This window comes from Salinicola sp. RZ23 (assembly GCF_003206675.1).
Classification (GTDB): Bacteria; Pseudomonadota; Gammaproteobacteria; order Pseudomonadales; family Halomonadaceae; genus Salinicola; species Salinicola endophyticus.
Genome location: NZ_PZJK01000009.1, coordinates 261,395 through 280,645, shown reverse-complemented (window position 1 = coordinate 280,645; position 19,251 = coordinate 261,395). Strand labels below are relative to the sequence as shown.

General features: G+C 64.8%; 15 protein-coding genes. 5 read left to right on the top strand and 10 right to left on the bottom strand.

The features are described from left to right. Window positions 1-966: phage late control D family protein (locus tag DOM67_RS20115; RefSeq protein WP_232825208.1), on the bottom strand; the 966-nt coding region annotated here is incomplete at its 3' end. A 125-nt stretch (window positions 967-1,091) separates the two neighbouring features. On the opposite strand from DOM67_RS20115, the gene DOM67_RS10525 reads away from it, so the two are divergent. Beyond that, window positions 1,092-1,361, top strand: a complete 270-nt coding sequence (locus tag DOM67_RS10525) for a PAAR domain-containing protein (protein WP_035469462.1) — start codon at window positions 1,092-1,094, stop codon at window positions 1,359-1,361. On the opposite strand, the gene DOM67_RS10520 is transcribed toward DOM67_RS10525, so the two are convergent. The 9 genes from DOM67_RS10520 to tssJ form a co-directional block, all read right to left on the bottom strand. Beyond that, the gene (locus tag DOM67_RS10520; RefSeq protein ID WP_110675578.1) at window positions 1,352-2,551 is read right to left on the bottom strand and encodes a hypothetical protein; all 1,200 of its coding nucleotides are present in this window, start codon (window positions 2,549-2,551) and stop codon (window positions 1,352-1,354) included. The genes DOM67_RS10525 and DOM67_RS10520 overlap by 10 nt on opposite strands. Window positions 2,552-2,553: 2 nt before the next feature. Then, on the bottom strand, window positions 2,554-3,672 hold the full coding sequence (gene tssA / locus DOM67_RS10515; protein ID WP_110675577.1) for a type VI secretion system protein TssA: 1,119 nt from the start codon (window positions 3,670-3,672) through the stop codon (window positions 2,554-2,556). A gap of 345 nt (window positions 3,673-4,017) precedes the next feature. Next, the gene (locus tag DOM67_RS10510) at window positions 4,018-4,548 is read right to left on the bottom strand and encodes a type VI secretion system tube protein Hcp (RefSeq protein ID WP_035469455.1); all 531 of its coding nucleotides are present in this window, start codon (window positions 4,546-4,548) and stop codon (window positions 4,018-4,020) included. Between the two features lie 431 nt (window positions 4,549-4,979). Next, complete coding sequence (gene tssM, locus DOM67_RS10505; RefSeq protein WP_110675576.1) at window positions 4,980-7,472, bottom strand: type VI secretion system membrane subunit TssM; 2,493 nt, start codon at window positions 7,470-7,472, stop codon at window positions 4,980-4,982. Window positions 7,473-7,499: 27 nt separating this feature from the next. Then, window positions 7,500-8,417: a type VI secretion system-associated protein TagF gene (tagF, locus tag DOM67_RS10500; RefSeq protein WP_110675575.1), complete on the bottom strand. Its 918-nt coding sequence runs from the start codon at window positions 8,415-8,417 to the stop codon at window positions 7,500-7,502. Window positions 8,418-8,642: 225 nt separating this feature from the next. Next, on the bottom strand, window positions 8,643-12,635 hold the full coding sequence (locus DOM67_RS10495; RefSeq protein WP_110675574.1) for a type VI secretion protein IcmF/TssM N-terminal domain-containing protein: 3,993 nt from the start codon (window positions 12,633-12,635) through the stop codon (window positions 8,643-8,645). Window positions 12,636-12,649: 14 nt separating this feature from the next. Continuing rightward, entirely contained in the window at window positions 12,650-13,363 is a 714-nt protein-coding gene (icmH, locus tag DOM67_RS10490; RefSeq protein ID WP_110675573.1) for a type IVB secretion system protein IcmH/DotU, read from the bottom strand. After that, window positions 13,360-14,706, bottom strand: a complete 1,347-nt coding sequence (gene tssK / locus DOM67_RS10485) for a type VI secretion system baseplate subunit TssK (RefSeq protein ID WP_110675572.1) — start codon at window positions 14,704-14,706, stop codon at window positions 13,360-13,362. Before tssK ends, icmH begins: the two co-directional genes overlap by 4 nt. A gap of 68 nt (window positions 14,707-14,774) precedes the next feature. After that, window positions 14,775-15,332 carry a type VI secretion system lipoprotein TssJ gene (gene tssJ / locus DOM67_RS10480; protein ID WP_110675571.1) on the bottom strand — a complete coding sequence of 186 codons (558 nt, stop codon included), beginning with the start codon at window positions 15,330-15,332 and terminating at the stop codon, window positions 14,775-14,777. 288 nt (window positions 15,333-15,620) lie between these two features. Here tssJ and DOM67_RS10475 point away from each other — a divergent pair, with 288 nt between their 5' ends. The 4 genes from DOM67_RS10475 to tssC all read left to right on the top strand — a co-directional run bounded on the left by DOM67_RS10475 (window position 15,621) and on the right by tssC (window position 19,244). Then, window positions 15,621-16,100 (top strand): copper resistance protein NlpE N-terminal domain-containing protein, encoded by a 480-nt coding sequence (locus tag DOM67_RS10475; RefSeq protein ID WP_110675570.1) that lies wholly within the window; start codon window positions 15,621-15,623, stop codon window positions 16,098-16,100. 253 nt (window positions 16,101-16,353) lie between these two features. Next, complete coding sequence (locus tag DOM67_RS10470) at window positions 16,354-17,109, top strand: hypothetical protein (RefSeq protein WP_110675569.1); 756 nt, start codon at window positions 16,354-16,356, stop codon at window positions 17,107-17,109. Between the two features lie 89 nt (window positions 17,110-17,198). Next, window positions 17,199-17,732: a type VI secretion system contractile sheath small subunit gene (gene tssB, locus DOM67_RS10465; RefSeq protein WP_110675568.1), complete on the top strand. Its 534-nt coding sequence runs from the start codon at window positions 17,199-17,201 to the stop codon at window positions 17,730-17,732. 12 nt (window positions 17,733-17,744) lie between these two features. Next, window positions 17,745-19,244 (top strand): type VI secretion system contractile sheath large subunit, encoded by a 1,500-nt coding sequence (tssC, locus tag DOM67_RS10460; protein ID WP_110675567.1) that lies wholly within the window; start codon window positions 17,745-17,747, stop codon window positions 19,242-19,244. Window positions 19,245-19,251 lie beyond the last annotated feature (7 nt).

The window sequence follows — 19,251 nt, the reverse complement described above, 5'->3', positions numbered from 1 at the left end:
GCGCCCGGCCTGGAGATGGCGTGCGCCGCCGCTGCCACGGAAGCGCTTGGCCCGGGATTCGTGCGATTCGAGGCGGTTTTCGGTCAGCCGTTCACCGCGCTCATAGCCGTGGTAGTAGTACTCGCCGGCGTAGTCGTAGAGTTCGGTCTGCGGCAGGTTGCCCTGGTCGCTGAGGGTGTCGAGCCCGGTGCGCTTGGGAAGCCGGGGCTGCTTGTAGTCGAAGGTACCGACGCTGACCCGGGTGGGCTGCTGGGTGCGCACGCCGCCCCACTGGGTCAGGGCATCCTCACGCTCGGTGGCCGCCTGGCGGTGGAAGCGGATCGCCTGTGGGCTGACCGGTTGGGTGGTATCGACATCGTCGGTGATGACGATACGGTGGCCCGCATAATCATCGTCTTCGCCGGCAAATTCGGCGTAGTAGAACAGGCCCTCTTCCTGCATCAGCCGGCTGACAAAGTTCAGATCGCTCTCGCGGTACTGCACGCAGTAGCTGCGCGCCGGGTAATCACGGCGCAGATCGAAGCGATAGCGACCCTTGGCCAGGTCATAGTCGTCGAAGACCTGGGTCAGCACATCGACCACTGAACGGTCCTGGAAGATACGGCTGTCGCGGCCCAGGCCGAGCATCTGAATCCACGGCACCAGGGTGAGCTGGTAATAGGTGACGCCGCCATCCTCGCCCAGCAGCGCGGCCTCGGAGACCAGCCCGTGCAGCGGGCGATAGCTGCCATCGGCCTGCAGGATCGAGAGCCGCGCCGGCTGCGCCATCAGCGTCTTGAGTTCGATATCCCCCTGCTGGGAGATGCAGTCGAGGGTATAGGTGAAAGGCGCGCTGATACGCTCTTCGCCCACCAACCGATGGGGGACGAGCGCAGTGCCGGCGACGTCGAGGGTCAGCAGCCGCTGCGACTGCGACAGGTCGATATCGAACGTCTCGCGCAGCGCGTCGAGTGTGATGTCTGCCATGCTTACCTCCGCAGCCTCTTGCCGGCGGGTGCTTGTTCCCGCGTCGGGTCGGTGGCTAAATTAACGCTCGCCGGCTCGCCGAAACGAGCCTGCTCCTTTTCACCCTTGCCAGGAAGCCCGGACCGATGAAAGGCATCGTTGTACTCGGTGACGCCACGAGCCATGGCGGCAAAGTCATTACCGCACAGAGCAGCTACCTGATCGATGGCAAGCCCGTCGCCTGCGTCGGCGACAAGGTCACCTGCCCCAAGGATGGCCATGGCAGCACCACGGTGATCGTCGAGGGTCATCCGACCATGAAGGTCAACGGCAAGCCGGTCGCGCTGCACGGCCACAAGACCGCCTGCGGGGCGACCCTGATCTCTTCCCACAACGGCGACAGCGGTCACGACTGAACCTCCGCGGGCTGCGCGGCTGCGGCCAGGGCCGCGCAGCCTTTCAGCGCCCAGGCCTGGGTGCTCTGCTCCGCGTGCAGCGTGAGCACCAGCGCATGCTGCTCGGGAGTACAGGCCGCCGCCGCCAGCACGAACGGCAACACCCGGGTGGCTTCACCGCTCCAGCCGCACAGCGCATCGACGCCCAGACCATCGTCGACCGTGTCGAGATCGGGCCAGCGCTCGACCACCGCACCGCCCAGCTCCACCGCCCGTCCGGGCAGGCCCAGCGCATCGATCACCAGCCGCGAGGGTGCCGCTGACGCGGTCTCATCGCCCCCCGTCTGCTCCTCTGCCTCAGACGATGGCTCCGCCGCCGGCCATAGCTCGTCGAGCAGTGCGATCAGCGCCTGGCGCTTGTCGTGATCGCGCCGGGTCGCCCGCGGCGCATGCTCCCGCCGGATGCCCGCCTCCAGATACCAGCCGCTGTCGAACGCGGTAGGCTCCTGCGCGGGCGTCAACCGCTGCAGCAGCAGCACCGCCACCGCCTCACCGGGATAGAGACCGCCGCCACGTGAGGCCCGCGCCAGCAGGTCGCGATAGCGCAGCGACCCCACGTCACTGTCGTTGATCAGTGAGTCCACGCCGATCCACAGCACATAGGGCATGCCGCCCTGCTCGCCGACGTCGAGCGTGGCGTGCGGATCCGCGCCTTCCGGGGCCAGCCGCACCTCGCCCAGACAGGCGCCGTACTGGGTCTCGGCGATGGCATCACGCAGGCGCGACTGCACGAGTTCCGCGGCTTCGCCGGCACGCAACGGCGCGCTGAGCAGCACATCGAAGTGACTCTCTTCGGGCAGCGCCTCGAGCATCATCAGCGCCTCGATCACCACCGTCTGGATCAGTTGGTGCAGTCTCAACGCCTTGGCGTCGAGCCGGCCCAGGCGCGGCTCGTTCACGCTCATGGCGTCGTCGACCCGATGCACCAGCAGGCGATAGCCATCGGCGCCGTAGAGGCTCGACGAGAGTTCCGGGGTGGCGGGTTCGGGTATCTCGCCGCTACGGATGAATCCGGCGGCGGTCAGCGCCAGACCATCGATGAGCCGAAGCCGATCGGGAAGATAGTCGCAGCGGGTCTCCACCGGCGCTTCGACCGGCTCACTGACGACCTGACGCTGATGCAGGAGATCGAATATCGAGGCGCGGGACATGGTCAGTAGTCATCATCCTTCGGCTGCGTACCCAGGGTGTCGCGGATGTTGTCGATCACGCCGTGATCCTTGATCACATCCTTGAGCCACTCCTCCAGCGGCATACGGCCCCACTTCACCGCCCGCTCGATCAGATAGGGCACCGGGCTGTGGGGCTCGCGCTCCTTGAAGTAGCGCGCCACGCCGTTGAGCATCTCGAAGGCTTCGTCGCGGCTCTGGGGTTTGGTACGCAAAGCGCCCGTCGGCTCGACGCCCGCAGGGGCAGACAGACTCGGCTCGACCCGGGTCGACGCGGGCTCCTCCGCCTTCACCTCGGCAGCGGCCTCGGCGTCGGCGCTGGCAGAGACGTCGGCACCGCGCTCGCGTAGCAGTTTCTCGGTCAGTTCGCGGCACTGCACCAGCACCTTCTGCAGTCCGGCGAAGCTCGGCGCGTCACGTCCGAAACGCTGATCGCCGATCTCGTCCAACTGCTCCAGCGCGACCAGGGTGGCGGCAATCACGGCGTGACGCTGCTGCAGGAAGTCGGTACTGGTGAGCACCACCGAGCGCTGGAAGATCTCATCGTTGATCTTGCCATCGCTGAGGGCGCGATCCATGGCATCGGGGTCGTTGCGCGCCTGGTTCTCGACCTGGCGCGACTCGTCGTAGTCGGCCAGCCCGTAGCCGTCACCGTCGAGCAACGGTAGCGTGCGCACCACGCCGATCAGCGTGTCGCCCAGCCAGCTCAGACGGGCCGAGCGCTCTTCGAGGTCATCCTCGTCGAGTTCGGGGTAGAGGGTCTCCCAGTACTCGTCGAGCAGCCGGGCTTCGAGGGTCAGGCCGAAGGCGATACCGTCGAAACCCTCGCGATGCGCCAGCCCCTCGCACAGCCAGCCGGCGAGCTGGAGATCCTTGCTCTGCGCGATCAGCGCCTCGCTGGTGAGGTTGATCACCTGGCCCCAGTCGGACTGCTTGAGCTCGGTCTGCCACTCACCCTGCGGAAGATAGGTCGGGTCGGCGCGGCGCGCCTCCTTGATCTGGTCGAACAGCAGCGAGAAGGTCAGATCCTCGCCGCCGGCATGGCCACCGCCCTCGATGGGGGCGAGTAGCGCCTCGATAGAGAGTTCGCCGAGTTGATCCATGTCGTCCCTCGTCAACGGCTCGGGCCGCGGCGGCTATCGGCGCAACGCTCGCCCCGGCAATAAAAAATGGCGGTACTCGTCATGACGGTATTGGCAGTACCTGGACCGCGATGACTCACCGGGAACGGCACGGGAAACGTGCCCCGCCGTTCCCGGTCAGTCGACGCATCATCCGTTGCAACGGGTCGCCGGCACACGGTACCAGCAACGCAAACGCCCGCACGGCTCCCACAGGGGAGCCGCCGGGCGTCGGCGGCATGCTCCTCGCCCGCCGCCACGGGCGAGGAGCATGCCACCCGGCCACTCGCGCGGAGTGGCCGTCGCAACTCGGGCGCGAGCCCGATATCAGGCGTAGACCTTGTTGCGCGTGCGGTCCCAGCCGCCGGCGACGTTGCCGCCACCCTGGCCGTCGGAACGCTTCTGCTGGGTGTAGGTGATCTTGATCCGCGCGTAGTTGAACTTGACGGTCTCGTACGGCAGGTCGTGACGATCTTCGCTCTCGTTCTGCTCGAAGCCGGTCGACACGGAGGTGCCTTCCATCTCGGTCGAGGAGACGATCACCTCTTCCAGCTTGACCTCCATGTAACGCACCTTGTCACCACCGGCGCGGTTCACGTGCAGCACGACTTCCTTGATGTGCTGACCTTTACAGCAGGACTCGAACAACTTGGCGGACGCCTTGTCGACGAACTTCTGAATGCGGAATTCGCTCAGATTGACGCGCTCGGCCGAGGCACCGCCGGCAGAACTGGCGGTCGCCGAGGTAGCCTGGCTAGCGCCGAAGTCGAAGCTCTTCAGTTCGATCCAGTCGACATGCTTGTCGTCCAGGCTTTCACCGGGGATGCCGTCGATTTTGAGATACGCATCGAATGCCATGTGCTCTGTTCTCCTATTTACTCACTCGCGAATAGCCGCTCCTGATGCGCGATGGCAATCGACCTCGCGCATACCGGGCGACCCCTGGCCCACTTGACGGCCATCGAAACCTCCGACGACCGAAAAGCATACAAACCTCAACCAATTGATCTTGCTAGGCAAAGCAGCAACGCCAACAAATAACGAAGTTTAATTAGACAATATCAGAACACATGCATACGCTCTTTTTGTAAGAGATTGCCGACAAAGGTATGGCAAATCTCTTACATGATCGCAGCCGGTTTCAAAATGCCTCCGACACGCTGCAAAACCTCACACGATTCTGGTGGACCTCAATTATATCCACCCATCTTAAACTTTAAAGACAATCTCTACATTTAAACACACTTTACATAATTCGTTACATTCTCGAAAAACAGCAGTGCGTCCCATCACTGCTGCTTCTTGACTTCGATCTCTACCCGGCGATTCGGCGCCAGACACTCGATCAGTTGTGCCCGCGGCTGATTGGGGTCGCAGGTCACCAGCGGCCGTTCGCTGCCCGCCCCCTTGGCCTCGATCAAGCCTGCCGGCACGCCCTTGCCCACCAGGTACTGGCGCACGGTCATCGCCCGCTGCAACGACAGCTGCTGGTTCACCGCCTCGTTACCGATCGGGTCGGCGTGGCCGGTGATCAGGATCTGCCCCAGGTCCTTGGTGTTGAGCAGGCGCTGGGCCAGCTCGTCCAGCTCCTTCTGCCCCGCCTGCTGCAGGCCGGCGTAGTCGCCGCGGCCGAAGGCGAACAGGGTGTCGGACTCGAGCACGATGGTCTCGGTACTGGTCAGGGTCTGCTCCAGCAGGCTGTCGATATAGTTGCGGCTACTCGAGACCAGGAAGGCGTTGGAGGTGATCCGCGGTACGTCCGGCTCGTGGATCTGCTGACTGTAGAAGTCGATCTGGCGCCCGGCGTAGCGATAGTCGGAACGGTCCTCGTCGATCTTCGCCCCGGTGCGGCGCTGGATCGCCGGATACCAGAACGCAGGCAGGCGATTGCGCAGGGCCTCGCTGTCGATGTCGTCACGCTCCATGTCCGACAGCATCAGATAGGTATCCAGCGTATTGCGCCCGAACTTGGCCAGTGACTCCGCGGTGTTGTCCCGCGGGCGGGCATAGGGTGCCACCGTGTCGGGGCCATCCACCGCGTGCAGCTCGTCGGTGGTGCGTTTATAGACACCGATGGTGGTGAGTGAAAACAGCGAGCGGGTCAGATTCTGTTCCACCGGCTCCAGCATCACCGCGCGCAGGCGATCGAAGTAGTGCTCGCGGATCGCCGGGTCGATCGCATCCCCCTGGTAGAGCCCCCAGCCCATCGACCAGGGCACGCCGTCGCCGTGCTCGCGCTGATAGTAGTGGCTGCCCCAGTCGCGCAGCGCGTCCAAGCTGTGCCAGCGGGCGTACTGAGTCGGCTGCTGGTCATCCTCGGCCGCAGCCTCGGCGAAGGTGTGCGACATCGCTTCGATCTCTCCGTGATTGCGCACCGCAGAGGTAATCCACAGGGTACAGGCGACGATCCCCAGCGCGGCCGCGGCGAGCCCCCAGCGCAGCTTGCGCCGCTTGCCACGCACGTCACTCGAGTAGAGCCCGGCCAGATGGCGGTCGGCGATGATCACCTGACGGAACAGGTTGCCGATGAAAAAGGCGTGATTGACGCGCTCTTCCGAGAGCTGCCCGGGCTTGGCCAGGGCGAAGTGACGACCCACGCGACTGGCGTGCTCGCCTTCGATGGCATCGCCCTCCTGCAGGGCGCTGACGAAGTAGAAGCCGCGCAGCAGCGGTGCACTCTGGTAGGGGTTGGCGTTGGTCAAGGCATCGACGAAGCGGGTCAGCGAGTCACGCAGCGCCGCCAGCTCCAGCGGAAAGCGGAAGGCCGCCACGTCGCGGCGGGTATCGACCACGTCGCGCTGGACGATTTCGTCATCACCGACCTGCAGCCAGTGATGGCACAGCGCCTGCAGCGCACTGTCGAACTGCTGCCCCCAGTTGACGTCGCTGGGCTGCTGATGCGGGAAGGTGTGGCCGAGCACGTCGCTGCTGTGCTGCGGGTCGAGCCGCTCGAAGAAGGTGGTGAAACCCTCGATCAGGTCACACTTGGTGAACACCAGATAGATCGGCAGCCGCGCCTCCAACTGCTCGCGCGCCTCCTGGATGCGCTCGCGCAGACGCCGGGCCAGGTTGTTGCGCTGGGTGTCGCTGGCCTGCACCACGTCACTGATATTGACCGCGACGATCAGACCGTTGAGCGGGCAGTGGCGGCGATGCGACTTGAGCAGCGCGAGGAAGCCTTTCCACTTGCCGACCTCCTCCTCACTGTTCATGTAGCGCCCGGCGGTATCCAGCAGGATGGCGTCGGAGCTGAAGAACCAGTCGCAGTGGCGGGTGCCGCCCATGCCGGCGACCCGGGCATTCTCGCGCTCGGCAAAGGGGAAGTTGAGCCCGGACTCGTAGACCATGGTGCTTTTGCCCGCCGCCGGCTGCCCCACGATCATGTACCAGGGCAGCGCATAGAGCGCGTCGTTGCCACGCTGACCCTTGCGCTTGCCGCTCTGCTTGAGGCGATCGATGGTCTTGAGCAGACGCTCGCGCAGCAGACTGATCTCTTCGCGGTCCTGGGGGCTCGCCTCGAGCACCGCGGCATCGGCGTCCTCCATCAGCAGGTGCTCGAGATTGCGCTTCTGCCCCACCCCACGGTAGAGCAGCAGCACGTAGAGCGCCGACGCCAGCAGGAACAGCACGATCCCGCTGAGCAGGCTGGCCAGCGACGAAAAGCCCAGTGCCACGCCCAGCCGCCAGACCAGAAAGATGGCGGCGAAGAACAAGAGCCCCAGAATGTAGGGCTGGTACTTGAAGAAGGCGTACTTCAGATAAGCGATTTTGAAACGTTTCATCGGTGCGATCTGCTCATGCTCGGGCGCCTACCGTGCGTCGCACGGAAATTGCGCCATGAAATCGGCCAGACTCAACCGGGTATCCGGGAGCGGCAAGGTACCGGGATGCGGCTCGTCGTCCGCAAAGGGCGACAGCACGTCGATGCACAGACGTCTGTCGTCCGGGTTCGAGAGCACCTCGAAGAACTGTTCCGCGCTCTGCCACACCGGCATCAGCAACAGCCGCGGGCGCATGAAATCGTCGACCAGCAGACTCATCACCGGCGTGCCGCCGGGGCAGGCGGCACCCAGCCACTGCTGCCAGAGATCGGCGACCGGGCGCTTGAGCCCGCGCTCCGCCGGCAGTGGCAGCATCACCGCCTGGGTACTGCCGGCCCGCCAGCGGGTCAGCGCATAGTGCAGGCGATGCAGGCAGCCGCCACTGACGAACTCCGGCCATCCCCACTCCAGCGCCTTGGCCACGTCGGCGAAGCTGTAATCGAGCAGGAAACGCTGATGGATGCGCTGATAGAGCGCGATGTCCTGATCGTTGAGCTGGCGCAGCTCGCCGATCGCCGCCACCGGGTCGATCGGCGAGGCGCCATGTACGGAGTCGGTGAGAATCGTCCGCGCCTGTGCGGCGAAGATCTCGCCCAGGGTGTTGATGCAGGGCAGTATCTCGGGGCGCCCTTCCGCCTTCAGCGTCTGGAAGACGAAGAACGGATAGCGCCGCCCCGAGGCGTCCGACGAGCTGATCATGGCGCCAGTCACATCGCTGCCGTTGCGCGCGTGATAGTTGAAGAAGCACACCGGCAAGGCATCGAAGCGATGCTTCCAGTCGTCGTGATCGAGAAACTGCAACAGCGCACTCTGTAACCACTGGTCGAGCTCCTGAATCACTGCACCGGTGGCGTTCACGCCCACGAAGTCGGCCTGCGTGGGAATCTTGCCAAAGCAGCCGATCATGCCGACACCCTCTTCATTACCCGACTACACCCTGTTCCATGGCCCGCCTAACTCCTGTTCCAGCCCTGCCTACTTTCTTGCAGCCCCGGCCACGTCCTTGCGGCCCCGACTACGTCCTTGCAGCCCCAAACTACTTCCTTGCAGCCCGACTACTTCCTTGCAGCCCCGCCTGGGCTCTGAGCCGGAATCGCCTGTGCGCCACGGTCCGGCCGGGGGAGCGCGGACTCACTGCCCGTCCCCGCCCAGCTGCGGAATACGCAGCGACTTGATCCGCTGTAGGTCGGAGATCTTCACCCCGCCGAAGTTGCGCACGTCGAAGCTGACCGTGCCCATGTAGGTGTTCCAGCTGAAACGCTGGCGCGCCTTGTCGATCGGCGTGATCCGCGCACTCTCGATCATGCGCAGGAAGCCCCAGCGGTTGGGATAGTCGAACACCGTATGGCGCTGGCCATTGCGGCTGACGATATCCAGGCGCGCGCCGAAGGCCTCGCCATCGCCCGGCCAGGTCAACCGCTCCCACGACTGGGTGTTGTTGCGGTAGTGCAACCGCTGGCCGTCGATGGTCAGGATGATGTCGGTCAGCCCCGCGGTGGGGTTGATCTGCAGCTCGAAGCCGTTCTGCAGATCCGACAGGCTGTCGATGACCCGACCAAGGGCGGTGGCGTCGTCGATGCTCGAGAGCATGCGCGGGTCGACCATGGTCGAGCGCTGTCCGCTGCCAGAGCCGGCCAGATCGCCGATCTCCTCCTTGCGGAACTGCGACATCACCCCCTTGTCGGGATCGATGAAGTACTCCATGTCCCGCACCGAGGCTTCGTTGACCGAGTTGCTGACCGGATAGCGCCCGGCGATCATCTGATCCCAGGGGGTGACGATCTTGTCGTCCCAGGCGGCGTTGAGCTGCTGGCGAGCCGGCGCGTTGAGCGCCTTCCAGGTGTCCTCGACCGGCTCGCGGAACAGCGGCTCGAGCGCCCGGATCAGCGGCGTGCGCGAGGTATCGACGCGCGAGGCGACGAAGTTGCGCAGGGTGTTGATCTCGGTTGGCTGGCCGGCAAGCGTCGCCATGATCAGCGACTTGCTGCTGCGCCCCACATCCTGGGCGCTGCGCACGTTGTCCACGCGCACCTTGAGCTGGCGCAGATCGAGCAGGTACTGGTTGAGCACCGAGTTGTCGCTGCCGGTGGCGTCATCCGCCGCCAGCAGCCGCGTCACCGGGCGGAAGTGCTGGGTCAACAGGCCATCGTTGAGGCGCGGCAGCGTGTTGATATCGACCGCCGAGGCACCTCCCGCGCCGTTGAACACGCTCATCACCCGGCCCCAGAAGCTCTGGTCCTTGGCCTTGCCGCTGGCATCGTCCTCGGTCTTCGCCTTGGGGTCGTCCCAGGTGGTGTTAGCCTTGACCGCTTCCAGCACCTGACGCAACGGCGAGCCCTGCAGATCGCTGAGCTGGGAGAGGCGCACGCTGGCCTTGTCCAGGGTGTCGAAGTCGGCGACGTGGGTATTGTCGAGGAAGCGCTCCCAGGCGATCGCGTAGTCACGCTTGTAGCGCGCCATCAGTTGGCTGACGAAGCGCGCCTTCGACTGCACCGCATCGTCGACGTTCTCGTCGTCGAGCACCCAGTCCGATTCGCGCTGGAGATCGCCGGAGACAGTCTCGATGATCGCCGGACGCAGGTACTGGTTCCACACCTCACGGGTATAGAAGGCCGGCACCGCGCGGCTGGAATAGAACAGTCGGCCTTCCATGTCGGGGGCCATGCGCGACAGCGTCAGCGGTTCGAAGCGCTGCTCCACCTCCAGCTGATAGCGCAGGTATTCGCGGTCGACCAGACTCGAGTCGATCAGGAAGGCGTTGAGCCGGTCACGGCTGTCGGCGACCAGCTTGTCGTCGCGCGCCAGCGCCGGCGCCTGGCCCTCCTGCAGGTAGTGCACATAGAGCGCAGCATTGTCCATGATGCTATCGCGAGAGGTATCGATCCCGCGGCGGGCCACGTAGTCGGCCCACAGCCGCGGCAGCGCCGAGGCGACGAAGTCGCCCTGATCCGCGTGCGCGTCCGGGTCGGTCAGAATCAGATAGAGCTTGAGCGAGGAGTAGCTCTCGATCAGCTGCTCGACGTCCGCCTGCGACAGCTTGGTCAACATCTCCTCGGAGAGCGAGGGCCCCTGCTCACCGGAGAGGGTGAGCGTGGACTCGTCTCCATCGGCATTGCCCACGGCGCTGCCCAGCTGGCTGGTACGGTCACGCAGCCCCTCTTCCAGCGACGTCTCGGCGCTACTGCGGGCCGAGTACCAGGCGTCGCGGGCGCTGTCGGTAGTGCGCGAGCGCAGCTCGCTGCGCGCGCGACTGCCAATCTCGGAGGCGCTCGTCGGCACGCTGCCCAGGGTCGGCCGTGAGGTCGAGCGCTCGCGCATGCGCGCCATGGCATCCTCACCGATCTGGCGGCCCTGATCCCGCGCAGCGCCAGCGGCATCCGCCGCCTTGCCGTCGCCGCCCGAGGCCGTTCCGTCCTCGCTTTCACCAGTGCCGGTATCGATACCGCCGGCCGGGTCACCGAAGGCAGCCAGCGAGCGTAGCTGGCGCGCCAGACGCCAGGAGAGCGGCGTCAGCACATCCCGCGTAAACAGCGTGGCCCACGCCTCCTTCAACGGCGCGCGCAGCGCATCGCCCTGGTACAGCCCCAGGTCGAGGCGCAGCGGCACGCCGGTCTCGCGGTGGCGCTCGATCGCCGTGAGTTGCTGCTCGAGATCGTCGCGCAGCGTGCGGCGCTGGTCCGGCTCGAGCCGAGCATCCGTGCCAAGGGGAGCGATACGCTCGCGGATATGGTCGAGCCACTGCTTGTTGTTGTAGGCCGACCAGCCCTGGGCGGCGATGGCCGCGACACCGAGCGCACCGACCGCACCGATCATGAACGGCGGCAGCGAGCGGCGGTCGCCACGCTGGGAGTAGTAGAGGCTCAGGTTGCGGTCCGGGAAGACCACGTGACGGAAGGTGTCGGTGATGAAGTAGCTGCGTTCGCCCTCGCGCGGGGCCGCCGCGGCCGCCGGGGTCGGCGCCAGAGCGAAGGCATCGCGGGTCTGCTCGTCGATCAGCGCCGGCAGCGCGGGGCCGCTCTGCAGCGCGCTGGTGAAGTAGAGCCCACGCAGGATCGGCGCGCGCTCAGCGTTCTGCTGGGTGTCGAACTGTTCGAGGAAATCACTGAGCACGCCGTAGAGTTCGGCGAAGTAGTCGGGGAAGCGCAGCAGCTCACTGTCGGCATCGCTGCCCTCTTCCACCACCCGGGCATCGACCCGCGAGCGCAGTGTGGACACCAGCCCCGGGAAGCGCTGCTGGAAGGCTCGGGTCACGCCCTGGCGGCGCAGCTCGTCGAGTGAGAAGGTCAGGCCCCAGGGCTGCTGGCGCTCGCTGGCATCCAGCGCTTCGAAGGTGCGGGTGAAACCGGGCAGCAGATCCGCCTTGCTGAAGAAGAGATAGACCGGCGGATTGATCCCCAGGCAGGCGCGGTACTCGGCCACCCGGCTGACCAGTTGCTCGGCCAGGGCGTGGGCGTCCTGACGCGACTGCTCGAGCAGCTCGGGCAGGCTGACCACCAGCACCAGGCCGTTGATCGCCGGCTTGCGCCGCTGCTTGCGCAGGGTCTTGAGAAAGTCGGCGAACTCGCTCGCCGGGCGATCCTCGACCAGGTAGCGGCCGGCGGTATCGATCATCACCGCCTCGCGGCTGAAGTACCAGTCGCAGTGCTGGGTCCCGCTCACCGCGGAGAGATTGCTGCCTCCGGCCATGGTCGCCGAGAGCGATGAGCGGGTCAGCAGCGAGGTCTTGCCCGATGCCGACATGCCCACCACCAGATACCACGGCAGCTCGTAGAGCGACGCCTTGCCGCCATCCACCGAGCGTGCCGCCCGCTGCATCGCCATGGCGTGCTTGAGCCGCTCGCTCAGCACCTGATAGTCGCCAGGCTCACTCTCGGCGGCCTCGCGGTGCACCTCGAGCTCGACCAGGTTCTCGATATTGCGCTCGGCGCGGATGCGATGGTACTGGCGCATCACCACGACCAGCAGCCACAGCGCAGTGACCAGCGCCATGGCGATGAAGATGAGCTCGCGCTCCTGAGTCACCAGCGGCAGCAGCAGCACGCACAGCGCCAGCCCCACCAGCCAGAGCACGATCGAGAGCGGCCAGAAACCTTTGAGCGAGCGCAGGAATCGAAGAAAACGCATGGTCACCTCGCCCCTCAGCCCTGGCCGTCGAACAGCTGACGGATCTGCTCGATCAGCGCATCGGTCTCGCTGCCCAGCCACCAGCGCAGGCCGCCATAGACCAGCAGGCAGACCACCACGATGATCAGCAGGTAGACCCACAGCGGGATCTCGTAGCGCAGCAGCTGGCCGACCTGATCCGGCAGCTTCCAGCTCTCGCGGCCGTCGATCTCACGCTTACGGTAGCGCGCGATGTCCTGCCCCAGGGTATTGGCGATATAGCGCAGCTGGTCGCGGTTCTCGAGGCTGTACTTGCCCTCGAACCCCAGCGCCAGGCAGAGATGATAGACCTCGAGCACGTCCAGATTGCCGCGCACGTCACCGCGCAGGCTGTCGAGCCGGTCGTAGAAGCCCTCCCCCGCCAGGTGAACACCGAAGTAGCGGTACTGGAACGGATGCAGCTCGACATGCTCGCGGATGTTGCCCACGCCCCCCTTGAGCACGCTCTCGTCGAGGAAGGCGCACAGCGCGTACTGCGCGTCCTTGACCGCCTCGGCGCTGTAGTTCTCGGCCCGCGCCTTCTCCTCGAACTCGCGCAGCCACTGGTCCACCCGCTCGAGGAAGCGTTCGACGCTCTCTGCCTGCTGGCCACGACGCACCATCAAGACCATGGAGATGAAATCGCGCGACAGCGTTTTGAGCGTGCGCGGCTCGGCGATATCGGAAGGGTGAGCAAGGGCTTCGGTCATTTCATCACCGCCATCAATTCGATACTGAGGTTCTTGAATCCGCTGGGTACGTAGAAGGCGATCGCCTGGGCTTCCATCATTCGCTCATACACCGCACCGTGGGGCTCGAGGGCGAAGTAGTGGTTGTCCAGACGCACCGGAATGGCACTGGGCAGGCGCGCGGCATGGGTCAGGGTGCCACCGGGCATGGCGGTATTGACCACCACCTCGATGTCTTCCGGCGAGCCCACCTTGAACGCCCGCGGCACCAGCTCGAGGATCTGGGAACCGGGCATGTCGGCGTGAACGCAGATGTAGAAGTCCGCCTCCTTGAGGCGCGCATCGTTGAGCCGCCCGACATAGTAGGAGGGGCGCGTCTGCTCGAGCGGAATCGGGATGTACTGGTTGGGCACCACGATCTCGAGCAGTTCGCGTACCACCTTCTCCAGGCCCAGCAGCGCCGGCGCCGGATCGCGGTGGTCGTACTCGGGGATATCGGCCAGGCGGTGCGACATCGAGAAGGTCATCAGGCCGGCCGCCAGCTCGGCGAGGAAGCGGTAGAGCGTCTCCGGGTGCAGACGCGGATGGTTGAGCATGTGCGCCAGCTGCGGATAGGCGCGATTGATGGTGTAGAGAAGCCAGAACAGGGTGACATCGCTGGAGCCGAACTCGGCGACCTGATCCGCGCGCTCCCGCCGACGTCCGGAGAGCGCCTCACTGCGCGCCTGCAGCATGCCGATCAGCCGGTTGGCGATCTCCAGCGGCAGCGACACCGCATCGAGATGCAGCGCCGGCGGCATGAACTGCTCAATGTCGAGGCTGAAGCCACCGGCGGCATTGCGCTTGAGCAGCGCGATCGGGCAGTGGGTGAAGCCATCCAGACTGTCACCCTCCATCAGCAGGGTGGCATTGAGTTCGAGCGTGCCCAGCTCGTTCTCCAGCGAGCCCTCGTTCAGGTCGGGCAGGGTCTCGAAGCGCTGCACGAAACGGCGTCCGCCGTGACGCGTCGCGTCCTGGTCGAGATAGCTCGGCGACCACGGTTCCAGCGTGCGCAGGGCAGCATAGATCTTCACCTCGCCGTTGCGAGCGAGCTCGTCGAGACTACGCCCCGGCGGCAGCGGATCGTGCTGCGGCGCGTCGAACAGGGTGCCGTCCGGGAACACCAGCTTGAGCCGGGTGAGCCGCAGCATCCCCTGATCGAGCGCCCCGCCGTCGACCTCCAGCGCCTGCACGCCCCACTGAAAGGGGTGCTGGCTGTGCCGTGACTCGGCCAACTGGCGCTGATGGAACTCATCCTGATATTGAAAGTGCTGGGGCAGGAGGAACATACCCTCCGACCACATGATGCGATTGTGTTTACTCACGTCCCTGTCCCGAACCCTGGTTGCTGTCGTCTTCACGGCACCGCGGTGTAGCGCTGGTACCGCAGGTCTCAGTCGCCAAGCAGATCGTGACCGCGATCGACCTCGATGCGGTCGTCGACCAGATGCAGGCGGACTCCCTCGGAGGCGCTCAAGAGGCCATCGTTGCGCAGCTCGTTGGCGTCGAAGATCACGTGCCAGTCGTCACTGACGGTGTTGCGGAAGAATGCCGCCACGCCGACGAACTGAGCGCTGGGGTCCAGCGCAGCGGTGTCGACTTTCCGTGTTCCGGGGAGCAGCGTCAGCTCACGCTGCGACACCAGGCTGTTGCCCAGCACGCCGCGGGGATTGGCCCACAGCTGACGCGGCGAGGCGGTGGCGAACGGCGCACGTTCGGTCAGCTGATAGATGCGCACGACCACGGAAAGCGGCTCGCCATCGACGTCGGGGTTGAGCGCGCTGTCGCTGTCGATGGTGACGCGCACGCGCTCGCTGTTGCCGAACAGATCGCCGGCCCAGGTATCGTCGAAGCGCTTGCCGACCCGATCGGCCACGCCGCACCCCGCCAGCAGCACCACTAGCCATCCCATCAGGAGAAACGCGCTCACGTGGCGCAGCGTTACCCTCATCGACTTCTCGCTCCCCGCTTCTTTTTAGGTAATCCCCGACGCGTTCGATGCCCCCGGGGCCGGATTCAAACCTGCATAACGGACGCTGGGCCACGTTCGACAAGCACAGGTAAACGTTGGCCAGCCACACCCGTAAACGCACTACGCCGATTGCCGGCGCAGAACTAAGGAAACTTAGACTTCTATCAGACAGTGACCACCTTAACAGATTTAGTCGCTATAATAGGGCACAAGTTTAACAAACGCTTACCCATTAACATTAATTTACACAAAGGCCGATCAAGACACATGCGAACATCGAAGCTGAAACGTCTCTCGGTTGTCGGATGTCTGGCGCTGAGTGCCTGCGCCAGCGGTCCGCAGACACCGGTCGATTATGTCAAAGTGACCGAACGGTTCACCGGCACCCTGCCCTGCCAGGACTGCCGCGGCGTCGACACCGACCTGATCCTCAAGCGCGATCCGATCACCGGCGCCCCGGCCGGCTTCTATCTGCACGAGATCCGGATCGATGCGCCAGGCGGTGAGCGGGTCAACACCGCTTGGGGAAAATGGGCGCTACATCGCGACGTTAACGACTTTCAACGCCAGCTCTACGCGCTCCAGCCGGAGGTCGGCCAGACGCGGATCTTCCAGCCGGTGGACGGCTCGGCACTGGAACCGCTGGACGCTCAGGGTGAGCCGGTGCGCGACAGCGAAGGCGAACCGGCGCGTCTGGAACGGCAGACACCGGACCTGACACTGGCCAATAGCGCCGCTGACGATTAGGTCTCAGAACGTGCTACAGTGCAACGATAAGTTTGATTACATCACGTTGTAAGAGATCTCTTACAAGATGAATGGCGGGTCACGCTAATAGACCGTCAGTACATTCCGATACACGCATATAGCGTTTTCTGGCATCCTCACGAATTGACGAATGCCGGGCGCCGAGTGCAATAACGAATGTGCCTGACCGACGTGATAATGGATGACGCCGGGGTACTCCCGAGCAACGCTCGAGCCGATCCAGGAATCGATCATGACGCAGTCTTTCGATGTCGATAGTTTCATCCGCTCGCGCAAGCAGACGCGGGCGGTTTCCGATCTGCTCAAGGCGCAGGCAGCGGACTATCTGGCCACGCTCTCCCCGCTGGTTCGCCCGCAGCCGCTGTTCGGCGAGTACCTGCAGGGCGCACCGCGCGGCAGCGGTCGCGAGACCCAGCATCACTTCAAGGAATTCCGCACGCTGTTCGACAAGCACGCCGGCGCGCGGCCGTTCAATCTGATGAACGAGCTCGAAGTGCCGCTCAATATCATCAACTCGACCCCGGAGCTCTACCCGCTCGAGTATGAGCACACCCTGGACAACGGCACGCGGGTGCGCGTGACCAGCCCCACCCGCTGGGTGGTGGGCTACAGCTCGTTCGAGCTCAGCCGCTTCCGTCAGGTGGTCGGCGACCCCAATCGCAGCGGCTCCGAGCTGCACCGCTTCGTGGTGCACTACCTGATGCTGTTCCATTGCTTCAGCCGCGCCGGCGGCCTGGGACGGCTGTTCAAGGGGCTGCGCTTTCCGGTGGGTTTCCAGTGCCTGGACGACTTCGGTGACCTGCCCTTCTGCGTCATCAGCTCGCCGGTGTCGTCGACGCTGCCGAGCGACCCGGTGATTCGTCACAGCACCGAGATCTCGGGCAGCCGCAGCTTCGAGGAGCTGATTTCCGACGCCGAGATCGAAGCGATGCGTGACGGCCTGCGGGAGCAGCTCAGCGAGGCGTTGGCGGCCGCCAGCGCGGGGTGATCGGCGCCGCCGCCGATCTCGCCACCAAGACATCGCCATCAAGACATTCGTCACCCGGACACTCGACATCTCAACAAGAGGACGACCTCATGGCCAAGAACGAAAGTACCCAGCACAAGCTCTCGCGTGTCAGAGCGCCCCGTGTACATCTCACCTACGACGTCGAGATCGGCGACAGCATCGAGAAGAAGGAGCTGCCGTTCGTGGTCGGGGTGATGGGCGACTACACCGGCAACCCGCTCGAGCCGCTGCCGCGGCTGAAGGATCGCAAGTTCGTCAATATCGACCGCGACAACTTCGACAGCGTGATGAAGGGCGTCAAGCCGCGCCTGAGCTACCGCGTCGACAACACCCTGGCCAACGACGGCTCGCAGCTGCCGGTCGAGCTCAACTTCAAGCGCATGGAAGATTTCGAGCCCCAGGAAGTGGTGCGTCAGGTGGAGCCGCTGCGCAAGCTGCTCGACGTGCGTAACAAGCTCGCTGATCTGCGCAACAAGATGGGCGGCAACGACAAGCTCGAAGAGCTGTTGATGGACGTGCTGCAGAATACCGAGAAGCTCAAGGCGCTGGGCGAAGAGCTCGGCCGCGAAGCCGCTGCCAAACCGCAGGACGAAAAGGAATAACAGGAGTCACTCATGGCCGAGAATCAGACCGACAACCAGCCCCAGAGCGAAACCCAGGAGGTCTTCGCCCCGGAGACTTCGCTGCTCGACAGCATCATCTCCGAGAGCCGCGTGGCGCGTTCGGAAACCGAGCGCACCCGCACCCGTGACCTGATCGACGAGCTGGTGCATCAGGTGCTCGAGGGTGAGGTCACCCCGAGCAAGGATCTGATCGCGGTGCTGGATTCGCGCATCGCCGAGATCGACTCGCTGCTCTCCGACCAGCTCAACGAGATCATGCACGCCAGCGAGTTCCAGCAGCTCGAAGCCTCCTGGCGCGGGCTGAAGTACCTGACCGACCAGTCAGAGACCAGCACCAACATGAAGATCCACATGTTGAATGCGTCGAAGAAGGACCTGGTCAAGGATCTCAAGTCGGCGTCCGAGTTCGACCAGAGCGCGCTGTTCAAGAAGATCTACGAGGAGGAGTACGGCACCTTCGGTGGCGCCCCCTACGGCATGCTGATCGGTGACTACGAGTTCGGCCGCCACCCGCAGGACATGTACCTGCTGGAGCAGGTCTCGCACGTCGCCGCCGCCGCCCACGCCCCGTTCATCTCTTCGGCCTCGCCGGAGCTGTTCGGCTGGGACTCCTTCACCGACATGACCGGCCCGCGGGATCTCTCCAAGATCTTCGACACCGTCGAGTATGCTAAGTGGAAGTCTTTCCGCAACTCGGAAGATGCCCGCTACGTCGGCCTCACCCTGCCCCACGTGCTGGGTCGCCTGCCCTACGGTGAAGAGACCACCCCGGTGGAGGAGTTCAACTTCACCGAGAGCGTCGACGGCCGCGACCACAACAAGTACCTGTGGATGAACGCCGCCTACACCATGGGCGCGCGCGTCACCGACGCCTTCTCCCAGTACGGCTGGTGCGTGGCGATCCGCGGGGTCGAAGGTGGCGGCCTGGTCGAGGACCTGCCGACCCACACCTTCCAGACCGACGACGGTGAGGTGGCGCTGAAGTGCCCCACCGAGATCTCGATCACCGATCGCCGCGAGAAGGAGCTCTCCGACCTCGGCTTCATTCCACTGGTGCACTGCAAGGGCACCGACTACGCCGCCTTCTTCGGCACCCAGTCGGCCCAGCTGCCCAAGCAGTACAACACCGACGTCGCCAACGCCAATGCGCGCCTGTCGTCGCAGCTGCAGTACATCTTCGCCACCTCGCGTATCGCCCACTTCATGAAGGCGATCATGCGCGACAAGGTGGGCAGCTTCGCTTCGCGCCAGAACGTCGAGGATTACCTCAACGAGTGGCTGTCGCAGTACGTGCTGCTGGACGACAACGCCGGTCAGGAAGCCAAGGCCAAGTACCCGCTGCGTGAAGCCCGGGTCGAGGTCGCCGAGGTGCCGGGCAAGCCGGGCGCCTACAAGGCGGTCACCTTCCTGCGTCCGCACTACCAGCTCGACGAGCTGACTGCGTCGCTGCGCCTGGTCTCCGAACTGCCGCAATCGACCCGCGGCTCCTGAGCCCGAT

What these genes read in the sequence shown, in the direction of transcription:
- DOM67_RS10525 (WP_035469462.1), top strand. Translation starts at nt 1,092, where the DNA reads ATGAAAGGCATCGTTGTACTCGGTGACGCCACGAGCCATGGCGGCAAA.
- DOM67_RS10520 (WP_110675578.1), bottom strand. Translation starts at nt 2,551, where the DNA reads ATGTCCCGCGCCTCGATATTCGATCTCCTGCATCAGCGTCAGGTCGTC.
- tssA (WP_110675577.1), bottom strand. Translation starts at nt 3,672, where the DNA reads ATGGATCAACTCGGCGAACTCTCTATCGAGGCGCTACTCGCCCCCATC.
- DOM67_RS10510 (WP_035469455.1), bottom strand. Translation starts at nt 4,548, where the DNA reads ATGGCATTCGATGCGTATCTCAAAATCGACGGCATCCCCGGTGAAAGC.
- tssM (WP_110675576.1), bottom strand. Translation starts at nt 7,472, where the DNA reads ATGAAACGTTTCAAAATCGCTTATCTGAAGTACGCCTTCTTCAAGTAC.
- tagF (WP_110675575.1), bottom strand. Translation starts at nt 8,417, where the DNA reads ATGATCGGCTGCTTTGGCAAGATTCCCACGCAGGCCGACTTCGTGGGC.
- DOM67_RS10495 (WP_110675574.1), bottom strand. Translation starts at nt 12,635, where the DNA reads ATGCGTTTTCTTCGATTCCTGCGCTCGCTCAAAGGTTTCTGGCCGCTC.
- icmH (WP_110675573.1), bottom strand. Translation starts at nt 13,363, where the DNA reads ATGACCGAAGCCCTTGCTCACCCTTCCGATATCGCCGAGCCGCGCACG.
- tssJ (WP_110675571.1), bottom strand. Translation starts at nt 15,332, where the DNA reads ATGAGGGTAACGCTGCGCCACGTGAGCGCGTTTCTCCTGATGGGATGG.
- DOM67_RS10475 (WP_110675570.1), top strand. Translation starts at nt 15,621, where the DNA reads ATGCGAACATCGAAGCTGAAACGTCTCTCGGTTGTCGGATGTCTGGCG.
- DOM67_RS10470 (WP_110675569.1), top strand. Translation starts at nt 16,354, where the DNA reads ATGACGCAGTCTTTCGATGTCGATAGTTTCATCCGCTCGCGCAAGCAG.
- tssB (WP_110675568.1), top strand. Translation starts at nt 17,199, where the DNA reads ATGGCCAAGAACGAAAGTACCCAGCACAAGCTCTCGCGTGTCAGAGCG.
- tssC (WP_110675567.1), top strand. Translation starts at nt 17,745, where the DNA reads ATGGCCGAGAATCAGACCGACAACCAGCCCCAGAGCGAAACCCAGGAG.